14 protein-coding genes are annotated in these 18,399 nt (G+C 46.7%); 9 read left to right on the forward strand and 5 right to left on the reverse strand.

Annotated features, from left to right (window positions below):
- Positions 1-43: 43 nt before the first annotated feature.
- Entirely contained in the window at positions 44-1,582 is a 1,539-nt protein-coding gene (locus RIG68_RS21865; protein ID WP_350127240.1) for a hypothetical protein, read from the reverse strand.
- A gap of 257 nt (positions 1,583-1,839) precedes the next feature.
- Here RIG68_RS21865 and RIG68_RS21870 point away from each other — a divergent pair, with 257 nt between their 5' ends.
- The 3 genes from RIG68_RS21870 (at position 1,840) to RIG68_RS21880 (ending at position 4,275) form a co-directional block, all read left to right on the forward strand.
- Complete coding sequence (locus RIG68_RS21870; RefSeq protein ID WP_350127243.1) at positions 1,840-2,640, forward strand: hypothetical protein; 801 nt, start codon at positions 1,840-1,842, stop codon at positions 2,638-2,640.
- A gap of 4 nt (positions 2,641-2,644) precedes the next feature.
- Positions 2,645-3,133 carry a methylated-DNA--[protein]-cysteine S-methyltransferase gene (locus RIG68_RS21875; RefSeq protein WP_152001260.1) on the forward strand — a complete coding sequence of 163 codons (489 nt, stop codon included), beginning with the start codon at positions 2,645-2,647 and terminating at the stop codon, positions 3,131-3,133.
- Positions 3,134-3,297: 164 nt separating this feature from the next.
- Positions 3,298-4,275, forward strand: a complete 978-nt coding sequence (locus tag RIG68_RS21880) for an alpha/beta fold hydrolase (protein ID WP_350072798.1) — start codon at positions 3,298-3,300, stop codon at positions 4,273-4,275.
- Between the two features lie 26 nt (positions 4,276-4,301).
- Here the strand turns inward: RIG68_RS21880 and RIG68_RS21885 are convergent, their stop codons facing one another.
- The gene (locus RIG68_RS21885) at positions 4,302-5,726 is read right to left on the reverse strand and encodes an amidohydrolase (RefSeq protein ID WP_350127246.1); all 1,425 of its coding nucleotides are present in this window, start codon (positions 5,724-5,726) and stop codon (positions 4,302-4,304) included.
- Between the two features lie 152 nt (positions 5,727-5,878).
- Here RIG68_RS21885 and RIG68_RS21890 point away from each other — a divergent pair, with 152 nt between their 5' ends.
- Positions 5,879-8,254: an ABC transporter permease gene (locus RIG68_RS21890; RefSeq protein ID WP_350127249.1), complete on the forward strand. Its 2,376-nt coding sequence runs from the start codon at positions 5,879-5,881 to the stop codon at positions 8,252-8,254.
- A 570-nt stretch (positions 8,255-8,824) separates the two neighbouring features.
- On the opposite strand, the gene RIG68_RS21895 is transcribed toward RIG68_RS21890, so the two are convergent.
- Positions 8,825-11,221 carry a penicillin acylase family protein gene (locus tag RIG68_RS21895; protein WP_350127252.1) on the reverse strand — a complete coding sequence of 799 codons (2,397 nt, stop codon included), beginning with the start codon at positions 11,219-11,221 and terminating at the stop codon, positions 8,825-8,827.
- A 170-nt stretch (positions 11,222-11,391) separates the two neighbouring features.
- Between RIG68_RS21895 and RIG68_RS21900 the strand changes: the two genes are divergently transcribed.
- Both RIG68_RS21900 and RIG68_RS21905 read left to right on the forward strand, forming a co-directional pair.
- Positions 11,392-12,711, forward strand: coding sequence for an amidohydrolase (locus tag RIG68_RS21900; protein ID WP_350127255.1), 1,320 nt, complete (start codon positions 11,392-11,394; stop codon positions 12,709-12,711).
- An 84-nt stretch (positions 12,712-12,795) separates the two neighbouring features.
- A complete protein-coding gene (locus RIG68_RS21905; protein ID WP_350127258.1) occupies positions 12,796-13,560 on the forward strand; it encodes an arylamine N-acetyltransferase family protein in 765 nt (254 codons plus the stop codon).
- Here RIG68_RS21905 and RIG68_RS21910 read toward each other — a convergent pair.
- Positions 13,550-14,413 carry a hypothetical protein gene (locus RIG68_RS21910; RefSeq protein WP_350127261.1) on the reverse strand — a complete coding sequence of 288 codons (864 nt, stop codon included), beginning with the start codon at positions 14,411-14,413 and terminating at the stop codon, positions 13,550-13,552. The two genes, RIG68_RS21905 and RIG68_RS21910, sit on opposite strands and share 11 nt — an antisense overlap.
- Before the next feature lie 178 nt (positions 14,414-14,591).
- Here RIG68_RS21910 and RIG68_RS21915 point away from each other — a divergent pair, with 178 nt between their 5' ends.
- Positions 14,592-15,686, forward strand: a complete 1,095-nt coding sequence (locus tag RIG68_RS21915) for a glycosyltransferase family 4 protein (protein ID WP_350127264.1) — start codon at positions 14,592-14,594, stop codon at positions 15,684-15,686.
- 93 nt (positions 15,687-15,779) lie between these two features.
- Here RIG68_RS21915 and RIG68_RS21920 read toward each other — a convergent pair whose 3' ends face one another.
- Positions 15,780-16,175: a tellurite resistance TerB family protein gene (locus tag RIG68_RS21920; RefSeq protein ID WP_350127267.1), complete on the reverse strand. Its 396-nt coding sequence runs from the start codon at positions 16,173-16,175 to the stop codon at positions 15,780-15,782.
- Positions 16,176-16,599: 424 nt separating this feature from the next.
- Between RIG68_RS21920 and RIG68_RS21925 the strand changes: the two genes are divergently transcribed.
- Positions 16,600-17,265 carry a C40 family peptidase gene (locus RIG68_RS21925; protein ID WP_350127271.1) on the forward strand — a complete coding sequence of 222 codons (666 nt, stop codon included), beginning with the start codon at positions 16,600-16,602 and terminating at the stop codon, positions 17,263-17,265.
- Positions 17,266-17,276: 11 nt separating this feature from the next.
- On the forward strand, positions 17,277-18,296 hold the full coding sequence (locus RIG68_RS21930; RefSeq protein WP_350127274.1) for a patatin-like phospholipase family protein: 1,020 nt from the start codon (positions 17,277-17,279) through the stop codon (positions 18,294-18,296).
- The last annotated feature ends 103 nt before the right edge of the window (positions 18,297-18,399 follow it).

Below are 18,399 nucleotides of genomic sequence, written 5' to 3' on the forward strand. Positions count from 1 at the left end.
CTGATGATTTCAACAACCATTTTCTCATGGGTGGCTCTGGGGCTTAATAAAGTTTCTCCATCACCCTGCGGTACTCGCTGCTCGAAGGTATTTTAGAGGCAGCTTCCGACACAGCTTTTCTGAATGTGTCATTTCTTGGCATAACTTCAGCTACTTTAACCAGCACGTCTCCCCTTGATGACGAGGAAGCGATATGCTCAGAAGCGTCAATTACTCTCATAAGAAAATCAGGATGTACGTTACCGTCTTTCATGAAAGTTAGCAAAACATTTCCTTGTTCCGAAGAGCTTGGTATCCTTGTGACTGTTTCAAAAACAAGATCGCTGAGCTGGGGGTCGTTGCGCATTTTGGCTGACGCCGCTCTCAGAACCTCACCCTGAGTAGAACTGCTGGCAATACTCTGCACTGCTTTGATCAATGGCACCAGCTGCGACGGTGTTGGTTCTTTTTCGATGATGGCGAACTTCAAAACTTCGCCCTGTGTGGAGCTGCTGGCAATTCGGCTGATGGTAGAAGCGAGTTCACCAAACAGCTCATTTGAAAGTTGGCTGGAATTATCAATAGCGTATTTAAGCACTTCTCCCTGTTCGGAGCTGGAAGGGATATGCCTGACAGATGACAACACTTTGCTAAAAGTATAAGCTTCCAGGTTCTCGTCCTTCATCAAGTCTCTCAAAACATTTCCCCTTTCGGAGCTCGAAGGAATATTATCGACAACGTCAAAGTATTTATCCTGTATGCGCTGATCTTTATCAAACTGCCTGTTGTATAACCTCAACACAGAGCCCCGCTCGGAACTCGAAGGGATATGATCCACCGCATCCAGCAGTGCGATTTTAGTTGAGGTCTCCAATTGATGCTTCTGTAGCGCATGGCGCAAAGTGTAGGCCGATTCTGAGCTCGACGGAATATTGTTCACTGCCTCGAAATAGGCCGCGGCACTTTTGCTGTTCGAAAAAAACTTGTAGTCATACTCCCTAAGTAACTCGCCACGGGTTGAACTGGAGGGAATATCTCTGCCAATGGCAAGCGCAATTTTAGACAGCCCGGCTTCAGAGAGCCCATTGGTTTCTAACAGGAACGAAAAGTATTCTCCCTTACCGCTTGAGCTATTGATTTCCTCTATTTCGTCAATCACTGCATCAACGCCGCCCTTCCTGTAGAACCTCTTTACCCGATCCTCGGCAGCCACGCCGGTGGAGTGAATCACATCGAGGAGAACATCGGCCAGCCATTTTCTTCCTTCCGGCTCAAAGTTGATTTGGGTTCTGTTATCATAAAACTCGTAAGACAGCTGCCCTGCGTCGTTGCTGCTGATCGTGAGTTCCTTCTTGTTGCCAAAAGTTGTTTTTCTTATTGTTAGATAGCCGCCGGGGGTAATGGCCGTCACCTCTGTATCAGCTTCATTTACTTTGACTGACCCTCTTACTTTTATTTCAAGGCTGGAGGCGTTCCCAACAATTTTGAAGTCGTTTCTGTAGGTCTTTGTTTTGAGGGAATCCTCCCCGCCAGCCTGGGCTGCAACAACAGCAAAGCAGAATACTGCCACAGTTGTAAAAGTTTTCATCATTAGCGTTTTCATAAGCTTGTCCTTTTTAAGCTTCCCTCTCCAATAATTTTGACGGGAAGCAATTCTTGGAAATTCATTTTGAGTTGATGATACAATGAACGGTAAATGACCGACGAAAGTAAACGGCGATGTAGCCAACCGGAGAATGTTTGTAGCCAACCGTTCAATTCGATTATTCATTTTTATATCAAAGTTTTCAGTGCCATTGGATTTTGGCCTATCTTAAATGAAAATTCCAAATTCGAACCACCGACTAAGCACGTCACGAAATGAAAAACACAATTAAGCTTGCCATATTTTCAGCTGTCGTAATTGGGTACATTACCAGCTGCACTCCTTCAACAAAAGAGACCAATGACGGCCAAAGTGAGTTTGTCGAGAACCCACCGGCTGACGGCTTCGATGAAAAAAACTCTGACGCCATTGCCATTAAACTTGCCGATGATGTGATGACCAGCATGGGAGGGCGAAACAACTGGGACGACACCCGATTCCTCGCCTGGAATTTCTTTGGTGCCCGCAAGCACCTTTGGGACAAGCAAACTGGCGATGTGAGAATTGAGGCGCCGAGAGACTCCACGATTATTTTGATGAACATCAATACCATGACAGGTCGGGTAATGAAGAAAGGCCAGGAGTTTACCAGCCCCGACTCCCTTTCAAAATATCTTGAGAGAGGCAAGTCCTGGTGGATCAATGACTCCTACTGGCTTTTCATGCCATTTAAACTAAAAGACAGCGGGGTAACCCTGCAATACGTTGGCGAAGACACAACAATGGATGGCCGCAACGCCCATGTGCTAAGCCTTCTGTTTAAAGGTGTGGGTGTGACGCCCGACAACGGCTACAAAGTATATGTTGATATGGAACAAAGCCTTATAACTCAATGGGCTTACTACAAAGATGCCTATCAGGACGAGCCCAACTTTGTGCTGCCATGGGTCAACTACAAGCCCTACGGTAAAATTCTTCTGTCGGGTGACAGAGGTCAGCGGCAAATCACCGAGATAAGCGTTTTGGAAACTGTTCCGGAAGGGTCATTCACTGAGTTTAGCCCTATAATCCTGTAGTTTATTGAATCATTGTGTCATTCAAAGCCCGGTTGGTCAACTAAAGCTTTCTTCTTCTGGGGGTTACCTATTGCGGATTGATTTTATTAATGAGCAGGAGGTTTGTTCTCTTCCAACCGATTCTCTGTTAAAAGAGTCTGTTAAGCAGCTTCAAGCCTATTTTAATGGTAAGCTTGAGTTTTTTGATCTGCCGCTGAAGCCTATCGGAACTGATTTTCAGTTGCGGGTTTGGGAGGCATTGGGCAAGATACCCTACGGTGCCAGTTGGTCTTATCTTCAGCAAGCTACTTTTTTGGGAGATGCGAAGTGTATCAGAGCAGCAGCAAGTGCCAACGGAAAAAACCCTTTGCCAATCGTTATTCCCTGCCATAGGGTGATTGGAACAGATCAAAAATTGGTTGGATTTGGTGGCGGGCTGTGGCGAAAAGAGTGGCTTTTAGGTCATGAAAAACACCCTAATTACCTGTACAAACAGGGTATGATTAAGTTTTAACCGTTAGCAGCATTATATTTTTGATTACATTTGAACCAATATTTGACCAGCTATACTTGTTTTCAAGTATTTTTGATGAAAATCTACCTGCTTCCTGCGATTCGTTTTCGAATGAATTAATTTGGCATTATTAGTGCAGAAAGGGTTAAGTAAAGGATCACGGTATGTTTAAAAAGACCTTAGTTTCGCTGGTACTATTCACGATAGGCGTTTTCATGGCGCTTTTCCGTGCCGACTTGTCGCTTGAAGACCTATCGATAAAGTATGCAGGAAGAACGTCCCGATTCGTGAAAATTGATGGCCAGCCTATTCACTATAAATCGGAAGGAAAAGGATTTCCGATCATTCTTCTTCATGGCACTGCCTCATCGCTGCAAACCTGGGATAAGTGGTCGCAGGAGCTCTCGCAGTATTATCAGGTGGTGCGAATAGATCTCCCTGGCTTTGGACTAACTGGCCCATTTCCTGACAATGACTACTCCATGAAGCACTACAGTGAGTTTCTGGAGAAATTCATTAGTACCGTTGGCTTAGGCCGCTGCTATATTGCCGGTAACTCCCTGGGTGGTGAAATTGCGTGGAATTTTACCATAGATTACCCGGAAAGGGTTGAAAAGCTTATTCTGATCGACGCAGCGGGCTACCCGAATGATGCTCCCCCGCCATTTATTTTCAGGCTAGCCAAAGCACCTGGCTTCAACACATTTCTGAGGTTTTCGACACCAAGATTCATGGTAAGAAACAATCTTGAAGAGGTGTACTACGACGACTCGAAAATTGACGAAGACCTTGTGGAAAGATACCAATCGCTCTGCCGCAGAGAAGGCAATCGCAGGGCATTCATATATAGAATGAATACTGCGCATATAGATAGAAGTGATGAGCTTTCGAAAATAAAGCAGAAAACGTTGATCCAGTGGGGAAAGCATGACAAATGGATTCCGTACAACGTTGCAGATTCCTTTGCCACAAGTATTTCTCATTCAGTTGTTAAGGTCTACGAGAATGCCGGTCACGTTCCTATGGAAGAAATTCCTGAGGAAACCGTAGCCGACGCCATTCAGTTTCTTCAGGAAGATTCTCCATTCCACTTCCCTTTCATCTTTGCTAATTCTCAGGAAGTGAGAAGAGGTAATAATTGATAGGAAAAACTACCATTTCAAAAAAGTTATTTTCTGTAGTCTAGTGCCGGCGGCCTGTTACCCAACAAAGGGTCGTAAACAAAGTCAGTGCCCCGTTTGCCGCTAAATTCTGCTTTCGCCTGCTCAAGTACTTTAGGGGATTTGAACAAATCGTAGCCTGTTATGGCCATCGCCTTTGCAGCCACCATCATTCCTTTAACACCGATTGACGTGCCGCCACTGGCAACCGCCTGCCAACTATGTGCCGCAGTGCCCGGCACCCAGGTAGCAGCGGCAAGGCCTACAGTGGGCACGTTCCAGCTAACATCGCCTACATCGGTAGAAGCGCTTCCTGCCCTCATCTCGTAAGGCATGATTTTTTGCGTGTAATCCAACGACATGGCACTCTTGCCAAGCGTAGTAGATAGTTTTTCAGCAAAAGCTTTTTCCTCAGCAGAGTAAGTGTAGCCTCCTATTTTTTCCAGGTTAGTCTGCATTATTTTGGCCAGCGTTTCGTTGGGCAGCAGGCTGTACACGCCTCCGGTTACTTCTATTTCGACCCTCGTATCTGTGCCAAGAGCAGCCCCTTTAGCGGCGTTTTCCAGGCGGCTCCACATGTCCTTCACCTCATCGTTGTCTTTATGGCGAACATAGTAGTAGGCCTCTGCAAAATCAGGAACAACATTCGGTGCTGTGCCACCATTGGTAATCACGTAATGTATCCTTGCGTCCTCTTTAATGTGCTCTCTCATCATGTTCACCATCATGTCCATGGCTTCAACTGCATCCAACGCTGACCGCCCTCTTTCGGGAGCCGCCGCCGCATGAGCGGCAATTCCATAAAACCTGAACTTGCCAGTTTTATTGGCCAATGATGTGCCAGGGCTGGCGCTGTTCACACTTGCAGGGTGCCAGTTAATGACTGCATCCACATCGTTGAATAAGCCTTCTCTCACCATGTACACCTTTCCTGAGCCACCCTCCTCGGCAGGCGTACCATAAAATCTGATGGTTCCGGAAGTTTTGGAGGAAGCTAGCCAATCCTTAAGAGAAATAGCGGCAGCGGCAGATGCCACCCCAAACAAATGATGCCCGCAAGCATGGCCAGCTATTCCTCCCTCTATTGGAGACTTCTCCGGTACAGCCGCCTGGCTAAGCCCTGGCAGGGCGTCAAATTCGCCAAGTATGGCTATCACGGGTTTACCATTTCCGAAACTAGCCGTGAAGGCAGTCGGAATGCCAGCTACATCGCTTTCGACCTTGAAGCCGGCGTCTGCCAAGACTTTTTGCAAAGCCTCTGAGCTCTTGTATTCCTGATAGCCAACTTCAGCGTACGACCAGATGTCCATAGCAGTTTTACTGTATAAATCCTCTTTCTGATCAATGCTGCGCATGATATTATCCTTGTCTTTTTGAGCAAAGCCTGTTACGGCTAACGACAAAAGAAAAAAGACTGGTAGAATCCTCTTCATAGTGATGGGTTTAATTGATTGGATAAAATAAGCAGGAAAAGCCGCACCAAAAAGTAGCCCTTTGGTCTATGGTCAAAAAAATAAATACAAGGCGCCAATGCAACCCCGGGCATATTTTGGCGTCATTAATTTATTTCCATCAAAGACTCATCATGTTTAAGAATTACCTCAAACTTACCGTTCGAAACCTGCGTCGCAACAAGCTTTACGTTTTCATTAACGTGTTAGGGCTCGGAATCTCCATGGCCTGCTGCATTATCGCCTACCTGAATACCCGGTTTGCCTATGATTTTGACAAGCAGCATGTTAACAGGGAAAACATCTACAAGGTGCAAATCAACAAGGATGTACAAGGGCAGCCAGTTCCCTATGGAATCACACCTGTAGCTTTGGGCCCAAGAATAGCGCAGGACATCCCCCAGGTGGATGAAGTGGTGAGGGTTACTGGTGACTCTTACATTTTGAAGGTAGATCGGAAGGTTTTCAACAGGCATATCACTTTTGCAGACCCCAACTTCTTCGACGTTTTCTCTTTCAAAATGAAGGAGGGCTCTTTCGACAATTTTGACAATAAGTCGCAACTCCTCCTTTCTGAAGAAATGGCTACTGCCTATTTTGGTAACGAAAGCGCCACCGGTAAAATCATTACCCTGGTAACATCCGATGAAAAGAACAGAGAATTTATTGTGAGTGGAGTGCTCGAAAGCATGCCTGAGAACTCAACCTTTCAGTTTGACGCCATCACCGTTTTTGAAAACTTCCTGGATCTCAACAAAATAGCCAATAATAGCTGGACTAGCTTTGTCGGGGGCACATTTCTCTTCTCAAAAAATGGTTTTGCTCCTGAAGAAGTAGCTTCCCTTCTTACCAAATACGTGCCGGAACAAAATCAGGCCCGACCCGATTGGCTGATAGGATCGTTTTACTTGGAGCACATGCCGGACATGCCTTTCTCCGGCCGGGATATCTATTCCTACTGGTTTCCGCAGGCGATGCATCCGGCAGCCATCATTGCTCCGATCGTAATGTCGGCACTCATACTTCTCATCGCATGCTTCAATTTTACCAACACCTCCATAGCTACTTCCAGCAAGCGGCTTAAGGAGATCGGCATCAGAAAAGTAATTGGCGGCAACAGGCAACAACTCATCATCCAGTTTATGGCTGAAAACCTTGCTCTCTGCTTATTGGCTATTGTAGTTGCTCTGGGCCTCGCTTCTTTTCTCGTTCCTGCCTACAGCGCTATGTGGGAGGGCATGACGCTAAAGCTCGATCTCTCTCAAAACACCGAGATTTACCTGTTTCTGGTTGGCCTTATGATATTGACAGCGATTATCGCTGGAGCCTATCCATCCATTTATGTAAGCCGCTACGAACCAGTGAAAATCTTGAGAGGCAGCCTGAAAGTAGGTACCACAAGTTCTCTTTCACGAGGGCTGTTGATGATGCAATTTGGCTTCACCATTATGGCCCTGGTGGCAAGTATGGCGTTTTACCAAAATGCCATTTTTCAGGAGAATGCCGATATGGGATTTGAAAAAGAAAGCGTAGTGGGCGCCAGGGTGAGCTCGCTACAGGAGTACACCACGCTACGGTCGGCGATGGAAAAGAACCCTGACGTCATTAGCATGTCGGGCTCTGCCAGTCATATAGGTTTTTGGAACTACGGCAGAACAATCAAATCGGGTGATGTGGAAAGAGAAGTAATGATGATGGACTTTGGGCCCGAGTACTTCGAAACTATGGATTTAAAGATGGCAGAAGGAAGACCTTTTGGAAAAGACCTTGCCGAAAGCGACAGACTTGGGTCCATCATTGTCAACGAAAAGTTTGTGGAGGCGTTCGGTTGGAAGGAGGCTGTCGGCCAAAGAGTATCCATCAGCGACACGCTCCACTTAACTGTGGTTGGCGTGATCAAAAATTTCTATTCCGACAACTTCTTTTCCCCTATTGAGCCCTATGCCTTCAGGCTTTCCAGGGAAGATAATGTCAACTTTCTCATCGCCCGGGTAGCGGGAGACAAAATTGTAGAGAGTTACAAGGCCATGGAACAAAGCTGGCTGGACCTGTTTCCCGACAAGCCTTTCAACGGCTTTTATCAGGAGGATACTCTCAAAGAAGCCCATGAAGTCAATGCAAATATTGTCATCATCTTCGTTTTTCTTGGCGTCGTCAGCGTGTTACTGTCAGTGATTGGCCTATTTACCCTCATATCACTTAATGTGATCAAGCGGGTGAAAGAAATAGGTATAAGAAAGGTGATGGGGGCCGAAATTCCGCAGATTCTTTGGCTCATAAGCAAAAGCTTTCTTTTGATGGTGGTGGTCGCCAGCGCATTGGGCGCTGTAGGCGGCTACTATCTTACAGACATGCTGATCGAGTCCATTTTTAAGTTCTACAAACCAATTGGGTTGGTCAGCTTTCTTGTGCCATTTCTTATCATTCTCAGTATTGCGGGTTCTACTTCTTTTCTAAGGGTTTTTGCTGCGGCAAGGAAAAACCCCGTTGATAGTTTGAGGTACGAATAGACCGACTCTCTACGGAGGTGGTTGTCCTTAAACCGACCCTTGTAGGCCAAACCTTATATTCCAACAAGAGCTGGGTGCTTTGGTTGGATCATTTATGGTGTAAATCGTTAAATCGGAGGATTATCATGCTTTAACCAGTCTTATGCAACCTTCTGAAAAAGAGGTGGATAAATTATTTTGTCTCAGCTATGCTTCACATAAGTTGAAGCAAACGATTGCAATGAATTGTTTTGAGTATTTCTTACATTATTTATAATTATTCTGTTTGTATTAGTAATTTTGCACTGAAACAAAACGATGTGCTGTTTCGTTAGATTGATTGTAATATTAAGAGTGAGGTGTTTATGAATTTTGGCGCAACGCTAAACAACAATGGTTGGCAACAGTCAACAGGAAATAAGAAGACGAAGGGAGTTATTAAGATGTTTGGTTCCAGAAAAAATGTTTCGGCCCTTGTGGCTATTCTTTTAGGAGTACTAATCGTGTCTTTAGCCATCAATGTTAAAGAAACTCCACAATCTCAGGCAAAGGTTTACTCTCAAATGAAGTAAACCGATAGGTTACCGGCAGCTATTCTTTGTCGGGAAGTAGCATAAGGAGCTTGCCACTAGTGGTGAGCTCTTTTTTGTTAATGGCCATCTTCCTGAATTTCCCCTCCACATACATTTGAGCCTGGTCGTCGTAGTGCCTGCTGTGAAAAACGCCACTTTGTCCGGTAGGTAAAATGCTCTCCGAATTTTCTATGTCTGAAAAGTCGACAACTCGTCGTGTGCTGGGCCCAAAAGATATTCGGTATCTATTTTCGCTTGTGATCGGATAACCCCAGTTATTGATCACCTCCTCTCCCGAAGAGACATGAAAATCGCCTACGTTTAAAACCTTTCCCAGCATTGGTACCACACCCAGGGCATGATTATGCGTAAGTGTATGGATATTCTCCCATCTCCATTTGTCAATGTTCTTCCCCAAGTCGCCTTCCAGCGAGGTGACGGCGCTTACAAGCGCTCCGTAAATCACCTCTTGCCGGGGTTCAACGGCTTTCTTATCCGCATTGTACCACCAGGAAGAGCTGTCATTGGCAATCAAAAGTGGAAAGGTTCGCTTCCTGAGGTCAGTCGACATGAAGAGGTCAAACTTGTCCGGGCCAAGCTCATCTTTCATTGCTTTTTCCAAAATGGTGTACAGCCATCTGGTATAAATAATGGGCGCAGCACTTTGCCCGTCAAACTTGCCGTCCCAGGATTGCAGTAGTTCTAGCGCTTTTTGATCATTTCCTGCTAAAGATGCGTTCTCCATTGCCGATAGCAGCACGCCGATATTTTGAACCACAGCCGGCGAAGTCTCATCCATCAGCATTTTTTTTACATCTTCGCTATCCCAATCATTTTTGCTATCGATCAGTTGCTTTATCCTTGTGGCCCTGTCCTCCGGCAGATAATAACCCGGATAATAGTGTCCGTTTACGCTGTCAGGCTGGTTGTTGGCAGAAAATACATAGCCCGCTGGCGGATTCACAGAATGAGGGTTTTCTGCAAATTCGTAGTATCCAATCGGGTCATCTTCTCCTTTGGTTCCATTAAGAATGGTGAAAGAGTTGACGTGCTCAGGTCTTTTTATCAATCGTGCGGTGGCCCACCAGGCCACATTTCCTTTGGCGTCTCCATACATCACGTTAAGGCCGGGTGCATGAATAAGCGAAAGTGCGTCGGTAACATCAGCAGAGGATTGAGCATTGTTCAGCTTGCGTGTGGCGTCTAGCACCTGATTGGGCAGCTTGTTATATGTCCACCACACGGCTACCGGATCAGGGCCAACTATCTCGCCCAATACTCCATTGATAACGGGGCCATGAAACGACGTTTTGACCTGAAAAACTATGTCTCCCTCGTCTTTTACCTTGATTATTTCGTCCCGATAGTCGAAGCTTTTCCATTCTCCTTCGTACAGGTACTGATTGCTATCGGCTTCGTTTTCCTGCTCTCTGAAAAAGTCCACATCATCGTTTTCGAGCATTGTCAAGCCGACCGCCACCTGACGATTGTGCCCCAAAATTGCGAAGGGATAGCCAGCAAGGTGGTAACCATAAAGCTGAAAATCGGGGGTTTCCAGGTACGCCTCGTACCACACAGAGGGCTGAGAAAAAGCAATGTGAGGATCATTGGCAAAAAGCACTTTTCCTGACTTTGTCTTTGACGGCCCCAATACCCAGCCGTTGCTGCCTATAAATGGAGAAACAGGTAGGTGGTTAAGTATTTCCAGCAGCTTTGCAGAGGAGCTTTCATTCAAGCTAATGGGGTCTCCAAAATAGCTCGGGATCATTTGCCTTGTGGTGTCTGCTTTTAGCCCAAGGTCTTTCAGATAGCCAGGCCCAAGCTCTGAATTAATGAAGTTCACTAATGGGTCAGTTTTATGGGCCGCCGCAAAACTAAACGACATGTATCCCACGGCATTATAAATATCCTCCAGGGTAAAAGGCGATTTCTCAATGCCCAGAAGCTCGTATTCCAACGGCGTTGGGCCCTTCTCCAAAAATTCATTGATGCCTCTCAGATAGGCTTCTGCTTCAGCCAGCGTAGGGTTGTTTGTTTGAGTTCGTAGCTTCTGCGCAGCTTCTTGTGAGGAAAGATGTATCCCCAACGTGCGAAAAAACTTGTCCGTCGGCAAAAGGTCTTTCCCAAGTATTTCCGACAACCTCCCTGGCGCAATTCTCCTTACCAGCTCCATTTGAAACAGCCTCTCCTGTGCATGAAGGTAGCCCATGGCAGTATAGAGATCACTTTTGTTTTCCGCATAAATGTGCGGAATGCCATAGCTGTCAAACCACACCTCCACTTTGTTTTCAAGCGGGCTTAGGGTCAATTCACCCTTGTATTTTGGCTTAATGTGCTGCAGATAAAAATATAAGGAGATGATCAGTAAAATAATTAAGACCAGGATGCCTTTTAGTAGCCTCTTGATGGTTTTCATGCAGGTGGTTTTTTGAAATTTAAGGGTTTTTGAATTTAATCCATCAGTCTCCCGACTATTTGCTGAAAAGAGAGGTCTATATTACCTGTCAAATAATACTTCCGCTAAAAAATTCAAGCGCATAAACGACCACGTTTTTGTCTATCTTCCAAAAGTAAACCAACCCATGTATGAAAAAAACTATATACACTGGCCTTCTGGCCCTGTTAATGCTTACCTGCCAATCGTGGATTTCGCCGGTGCCCGCCGGGTCGAAACTGAAAACAAAGGCCTATCAACTAGCCGAAAAGGTAGAACCTAAGGTCATCGACTGGAGACACGACATACATGAGCACCCCGAACTATCAAATAGGGAGTTTAAAACTGCCGAAAAAATTGCAGCCCACCTAAAAAGCCTCGGTATGGAGGTAAAAACCGGTGTGGCTATTACCGGCGTTGTGGGAACACTGGTGGGAGGAAAGCCCGGCCCGGTAGTCGCTCTCAGGGCCGACATGGACGCCCTTCCTGTCCCTGAAAGAAATGACCTTCCCTGGAAATCAAAGGTAATGGGTGAGTATAATGGCCAGTCAGTTCCCGTGATGCACGCCTGCGGACACGACACCCACGTAGCCATCCTCATGGGCGTTGCCGAAGTGCTGAGCCAAATGAAAAGCGAATTAAAAGGCACTGTGAAGTTCATCTTTCAACCAGCCGAGGAAGGTGCGCCGGAAGGTGAAGAGGGTGGCGCCGAACTGATGGTAAAGGAAGGCGTGCTGGAAAACCCAAAAGTGGATGCCATCTTTGGGTTGCACATCAACTCAGCCACTGAAGTGGGCAGCATCCGCTATAAGCCAGGAGGAGCTTTGGCCAGCGTCAACAGCTTCACCATCAAGGTAAAAGGCCGTCAGGCACATGGATCTGCTCCGTGGAGCAGCATCGACCCAATAGTAACCGCCGCTCAGATCATCAACAACGCCCAAACCATCGTGAGCCGAAATATGATGCTGACCAAGGAAGCTGCCGTTGTCACCTTTGGCAGTATACATGGTGGTGTTCGAAGCAATATCATTCCTGAAGAAGTGACACTCGTTGGCACTATCCGGGCACTGGACAATGGCATGAGAGACCAGATTCACGAGAGATTGCGCTCCATTGCCACCCATACTGCCGAAGGAATGGGCGCCACCGCCGAAGTAATGATCGACAAGGGATATCCCATTACTTACAACGACCCGGCACTGACTGCAAAGATGCTACCGAGCCTTGAGGAGGTGGCTGGCAAAGAAAATGTGATTTTGTCGGCGGCCAGCACAGGTGCCGAAGACTTTTCATTCTTTCAGGAGAAAGTCCCGGGCTTTTTCATTTTTCTGGGGGGCATGCCAAAGGGGCAGGACGCTTCAAAAGTAGCCTCTCACCACACGCCTGATTTTTATGTAGACGATGAAGGAATGCTGCTGGGTATAAAGTCTCTTTGCGCTCTAACGCTTGACTACATGGAAAGCCCGAAATAGGTTTCAGTCCGGCTGCGGTGGAAAAAACCTACCGCAGCCGGACTCCCTCACAAGGTTTCTCTTTTGAAACAACAGCTTCTTCAAATGGATATTGATAAGTACTTGCACCGGATAGACGTTTCAGCCAGGGAGGCTCCAGGTGCCCGTTTCCTCAAGCACCTTCATTATCAGCATTTACTACATATTCCATTCGAGAACCTTGATATCCACTGGGGCAAGGAAATTCTGCTTGACACTGAAAGGTTGTATAAAAAGATAATCGAGCAAAAACGAGGCGGTTTCTGCTACGAGCTCAACGGTCTTTTTTACAGTTTGCTTACCCAGCTGGGGTTTACCTGCTACATGGCCTCTGCCAGAATGCCAAAGCCTGACGGAAACCTCTCCCCTGAATTCGAGCACATGTGTATTTTGGTGCAGTTGGCCGGTGAGGTGTTTCTTTGCGACGTGGGTTATGGCAAAGGGCCCGTCTATCCCCTCAAAGTGCTGGAAGAGAATATGCAAATGAGCCTCAACCAATTTTATCGAATCAGGAAGAAAGACGACGAGGGCTGGTGGCTTGATGAGTCGGATGACGGTCAATCCTTTGAGGAAAAATACCTCTTCTCACCAAAAAGAAGAAGACTTATAGAGTTTATCCCCCGCTGCCTTTATCAACAAACTGACCCTGAAAGTCATTTTAGAAATGGAAAAATGATCACGCAGGCCACTCCAGAGGGCCGCAAAACGCTGACGGAAAAAATGTTGATCGTGAACAGTCGAGGGAAAAGAACTGAGCATTACCTCCTCAACCAGGATGATTTTTACATCAAGCTGGAAGAACACTTTAATATTCGCCGCTCTACAAATTAGGCTTTAGCTGCGTTACCAACTGATCAAGCCCTTCTTTATAAAATGCATATACCCTCTTTTGCTGCTGAACCGGATCTTCGATGTCAAAAAGGGACTCCGCTGTTAACACTGCGCCCAGCCAGTCTTTCTCGTGCCATTTACCATGACTCATAGGTGTGAGCTTGTCTCTGGAAGGGTATGGCCAGGGAGAAAGGTAGAAATATGGCTGATCATAGAATTGATCGCCAGGAGACATACCTATACCAATACTGCTGGTCGTTTCCGGGTCGCCTGTGTCATTCAGAATGATAAGTGCTGCTATGTCGAAATGATGAGGCCAGCATCTCACGTCGGTGGACTGTGGGAACTCCCTTTTCAGCGGCCTCAAAATATGGTCAGCATTATGAAAATACCTCGCAATTTCTTCAAAAGCCTCAGCATCCTTTTGCTCAAATGGCTTTCCATGTGCCGTGGGGTAGTCTGGAATTTCATAGGGAAGATTGATGGCAAATTGGCCGGTGTCCAGACCCAGTCCTTCCAACTGCTCTTCGAGCCAAACCATCGACTGCGCCTGGGTTTTCCCTTTGAGGTCATATTCGCCTATCGTCCTTACCTCATCGTCGACTAAATGAATGGTGAGGTTCGCCAGGTCAAGTGAGACCCGAAACTTGGTTGAACCCTCCACCCAATTACCGGCCAGCCGTTGAAATTGCGGCACCCACACAAGATTGGCATGTTTGTCGTCCTTTGCCTTGGGAAGGTATATTCGCCCCACCACAGACACCTGCTGAACGGCCTGGTGTAACTGCTTTCGGGCAACACTTAAGGCCTCAAAATTTTGGTAGGTTAGCGGTTTCCACGCAATGGTATCCATATTCACGACAAGTTAACGAATCGGTTATTGATTCAAAATCAAGCATTTGTTAATTGATTGTCAACAATGCCGTTCGGTTATACTCCAATGCCTCTCATCCAGTACCTTACTGGCAAAAGCTTCCGTTATTGTGCTAATACGCAGCAGCAGGAAAAGTCCATATTATTCTCTGTCAGTGATGAACATATTGTTACTTACCTATGAAGGCAAAATGGCGGGCTCCACCAACTCCATTTCCTTTCTGGCACTTGGCCTGGCCAAAAAAGGGCATAACGTTTACGTAGGGTGCAGAAGGGAATCTCTTTTGTACGCCCTTCTTGAAAATTCAGATGTCAACTTAGTCCCAATGAAGTTTCGTGGCAGATTCAGCCTCAAAGACGTTCTTTTTCTAAAGCAGGTGGTTCAGCAACACAACATTCACATAATTAATGCACAGTCCAGCAAAGACAGATACATCTCCATTTTTACCCGATGGCTACTGGCAAAGAAGGTGATAGTGGTTCATACCCGTCGGCAAAGACCCCGAAGCATGGGCGGATCTATTCAGAACTGGTTTTATGTTAAGGGAACAGATAAAGTTGTGGTGGTGGGCGACGAACTGAAGAAGGTGTTTACCGAAAACGGATATCCACCAGATCACCTCGAAGTGATTTACAACGGCACCCCAGCCAGTCAATATGATGTTGTGCACTCCGAAAAGGTGGAGGAGCTGAGAACGAGGTTTGGCTTGAAAAAGGGGGACAGGGTAATTGGTTGCGTGTCCCGAATGAAAGAACAGCCCCAGCTCATTCAGGCACTCTCATTGCTGCCATCCGATATCAAGGTGGTGTTTGCCGGAATAAAACCAGGCAGCCTCGATAAATGGATTGATACCTATGGCATAAAAAATGAGGTCATTTATGCTGGCCTACTTGACCGAACAGAAGTACTGAACGTCTATAAATTGTTTCAGGTAAATGTACTGGCATCAACAATGGATGGCTTTGGCCTGGTGCTGGTGGAAGCGATGGCGCTGGAAGTGCCAGTGGTCGCTACCAATGCGTACGGGATTAAGGACGTGGTTAAAAATGAAGTGAATGGGCTTCTTTTTGAAAATGGTGATATCAGTGGCCTTGCCAGGCAAATAATGAGAACGTTTGACGAAGACTCCTTACGCAATACTTTGATACAAAACGGAAAAAAAACCGCATTCGAAACGTTCTCGATTCAAAAAACAATAGACCACTACGAGGGTTTTTTCAACGCCCTCGTCGACAACAAACAATCCCGCTGAATTTTGCGTTTCTTTTAGTCAGTTGTACTTTATTTGGGCACAAAAAAAGCCCGGTCAGTGACGGGCTTTTAATTGGCTATAGGTTAGTTTAGTTTATTTCTTGTATTTCATTGCCTTTTGTCTCAGCAATGCCCTGTCAGACGTAATAGCGGGGTCAGAATAGATATTGGCAGAAAGCTCAGAAATCACTTTTCTGGCGAAGCCAAGCTTCTCCGCTACGTCCTCACAAAACTTGATCTCACTCAGGAATACCTCATTGTCGATTTTCATCAGCTGCACAACGTTGTAGAGCAATTCGAATCTGTCGTCGTCGCTAAGGCTGTCTGGTATATTCAGATCCAAAGGATTTTCCAGTAGCTCTTCAATCTGCTTGTGGCTTAGTCCACCAGATTCACCAATTAAAAAAATCAACTCTCTTTCCTTATCAGCCAAATCGTCATCAGCTGAGGCCAGTTGGATTAGTGCACTTATGTGTGTTTTGATACTCATGGATTAAATGTGATTCGTAAATAACTTGTTTTGAGTGGTAAGCCTTTATGCTGTTTCAAATTAAATAAAAACCCTGAAGTACACAACATTCAGTTTGTAGAGGATCGATTTGCACTGGTTAACCTGGGCCCTCTAATCGCTCTTCTTCTTACAATAATAAAACAGATATTCTGATTTTTGACATAAAACCTTTGTTTTCATAAGTAAAGCACCTAAAACACACGGCGTTGGTTAACTAATTCTGATTTTTGTGGTATATTCATTCTCTGACCTGTGGAGGTGCTTCCCATGAATAGCGCAGCAAGCCTTCATCCTGTAAAAAGGCGAAGGACTTGCCAGATTCGAGAGAATTTTTTGACCTGATATCCGATACAGGGAGCACTGGCTAACGATTAATTTTCTGTTACTATTTTAAATCAATACCATGCAAGAGCTGATAAAAATCGCTTGTGCTGAGATTGGAGTAAAAGAAATTCCAGGACAGGCACACAATGCACGCATTCTCCAGTACGCCAGCGAGGCGGGGTTCCAGGACGTAAAAGACGACGAAACTGCCTGGTGCAGCATCTTTTTGAGCTGGTGCTGCCTGAAGGCGGGCCTCAAGCGGAGCACCAAACTCAATGCACGGAGCTGGCTGGCCGTCGGCACGGTGATTACACAACCAGAGCCAGGAGACATCATCGTTTACTGGCGCAAGGCCATCGAATCGTGGGAAGGCCATGTGGGCATTTACATGGGCACCTCTTCCGATGGTAGCCGCTGCTACACACTGGGCGGCAACCAGGCCAATATGGTGTCCATTTCCGGCTTCGACTCCTCCAAGGTGCTGGGCTACCGCAGGCTTACCACCGAAAAGCAGTTCATCCTTCCCAAGCCTCCTCTCAAAAAGGGCAACAAAGGAGCAGCCGTGGTACAGCTGCAGGATGCACTCAAAATCGCTGGCTTCGATGCCGGCACTTCCGATGGCTTTTTTGGCGACAAAACGGCCGACGCTCTGCGCCTGGTGCAAAGCCAAAGCGGCTTCCTCAAAATTGACGGCGTGTATGGCGCAAAAACCAAAGATTACCTCGAATCTCTTCTACAGTCCTAAATTTTTTAATCATGGCAACAACTAACAAATCAACCTCATTTGGTTTTAGAAACCTCGTATTTGAAGGCGGCGGCGTTAAAGGCATCGCCTATGGCGGAGCGCTCGATGAGCTGCAAAAGCTGGGCATGCTGGATCACCTGCAGCGGGTGGCTGGCACCTCTGCCGGTGCTATCAATGCCTGCACGTTGGCCCTCGGTTGTACGCCTGCCCAGGTTGGCGAACTCATCAGCACCACCAACTTCGCCGATTTTCAGGACGGCAATGGCCTGATTGGCAACGCCCTCCGCATGTTCAATAAGTTTGGCTGGTACAAAGGCGACGACTTTATGGACTGGATTGGCGAGGTGGTGAAAAAGCAGACCGGCACCAAAGACTTCACGTTCGGCGACCTCGACGATGCCATCAAAGGCGGGAACACGGCCTTCAAATACCTCTACATGGCCGTGACCAACCTGTCGGAGCAAAAAGCAGAGGTTTTTTCTCATGAAAATGAGGCGCATAAGTCGATTCCTGTGAGAAGGGTCGTGCGCATGTCGATGTCACTGCCGGTGTTTTTTGCGGCGTTCAAAAATGGCAGCAACGTGATGGTAGATGGCGGGGTGAGCTATAACTACCCTGTTAACCTGTTCGACAAGCCGGAGTACGTTTCCAACCCTGTTAACTCCCTGGCCGGTAAGGACGGAAGCATTCTTAACATGGAAACGCTTGGCTTCCGCCTCGACAGTAAAGACGTGATCACCTATGCGAAACGTGACTGGGCCACACCACCGGCTGATGTCAAAAACCTGAAAACCTACGCCGTGGCCCTGCTCGACTTTATGATGGAAGCCGCCAACAAAGCCCACCTCCAGGGCGAGGACTGGAACAGAACGGTGTTCATCGATACCCTCGACGTACGCACCTCAGATTTCAGCCTGCCTGCCCACAAAATTGACGAGCTAACCAAAAGCGGCACCAAGGCGGTGAAAGACTACTTCGACTGGAGGTTTATCAAGGCAGAGAGCCCGTGGAAGGATCATCCGGTGGTTTGAGCGATAGCTTCTCTTCATCATACCATTTCCTAATTGTTTTTTAAAGCAAAAGGTACGCACAACCACTACCGTAAAGTCTGATCATTCTCTCCCGGAAATTCTT

This window comes from Imperialibacter sp. (assembly GCF_040222385.1).
GTDB lineage: Bacteria > Bacteroidota > Bacteroidia > Cytophagales > Cyclobacteriaceae > Imperialibacter.

Excerpts from the sequence above, each read along its gene's own strand:
- RIG68_RS21920 (WP_350127267.1), bottom strand. The coding sequence starts at position 16,175 with ATGAGTATCAAAACACACATAAGTGCACTAATCCAACTGGCCTCAGCT.
- RIG68_RS21880 (WP_350072798.1), top strand. The coding sequence starts at position 3,298 with ATGTTTAAAAAGACCTTAGTTTCGCTGGTACTATTCACGATAGGCGTT.
- RIG68_RS21890 (WP_350127249.1), top strand. The coding sequence starts at position 5,879 with ATGTTTAAGAATTACCTCAAACTTACCGTTCGAAACCTGCGTCGCAAC.
- RIG68_RS21905 (WP_350127258.1), top strand. The coding sequence starts at position 12,796 with ATGGATATTGATAAGTACTTGCACCGGATAGACGTTTCAGCCAGGGAG.
- RIG68_RS21930 (WP_350127274.1), top strand. The coding sequence starts at position 17,277 with ATGGCAACAACTAACAAATCAACCTCATTTGGTTTTAGAAACCTCGTA.
- RIG68_RS21900 (WP_350127255.1), top strand. The coding sequence starts at position 11,392 with ATGAAAAAAACTATATACACTGGCCTTCTGGCCCTGTTAATGCTTACC.
- RIG68_RS21925 (WP_350127271.1), top strand. The coding sequence starts at position 16,600 with ATGCAAGAGCTGATAAAAATCGCTTGTGCTGAGATTGGAGTAAAAGAA.
- RIG68_RS21910 (WP_350127261.1), bottom strand. The coding sequence starts at position 14,413 with ATGGATACCATTGCGTGGAAACCGCTAACCTACCAAAATTTTGAGGCC.
- RIG68_RS21885 (WP_350127246.1), bottom strand. The coding sequence starts at position 5,726 with ATGAAGAGGATTCTACCAGTCTTTTTTCTTTTGTCGTTAGCCGTAACA.
- RIG68_RS21895 (WP_350127252.1), bottom strand. The coding sequence starts at position 11,221 with ATGAAAACCATCAAGAGGCTACTAAAAGGCATCCTGGTCTTAATTATT.
- RIG68_RS21870 (WP_350127243.1), top strand. The coding sequence starts at position 1,840 with ATGAAAAACACAATTAAGCTTGCCATATTTTCAGCTGTCGTAATTGGG.
- RIG68_RS21865 (WP_350127240.1), bottom strand. The coding sequence starts at position 1,582 with ATGAAAACGCTAATGATGAAAACTTTTACAACTGTGGCAGTATTCTGC.
- RIG68_RS21915 (WP_350127264.1), top strand. The coding sequence starts at position 14,592 with ATGAACATATTGTTACTTACCTATGAAGGCAAAATGGCGGGCTCCACC.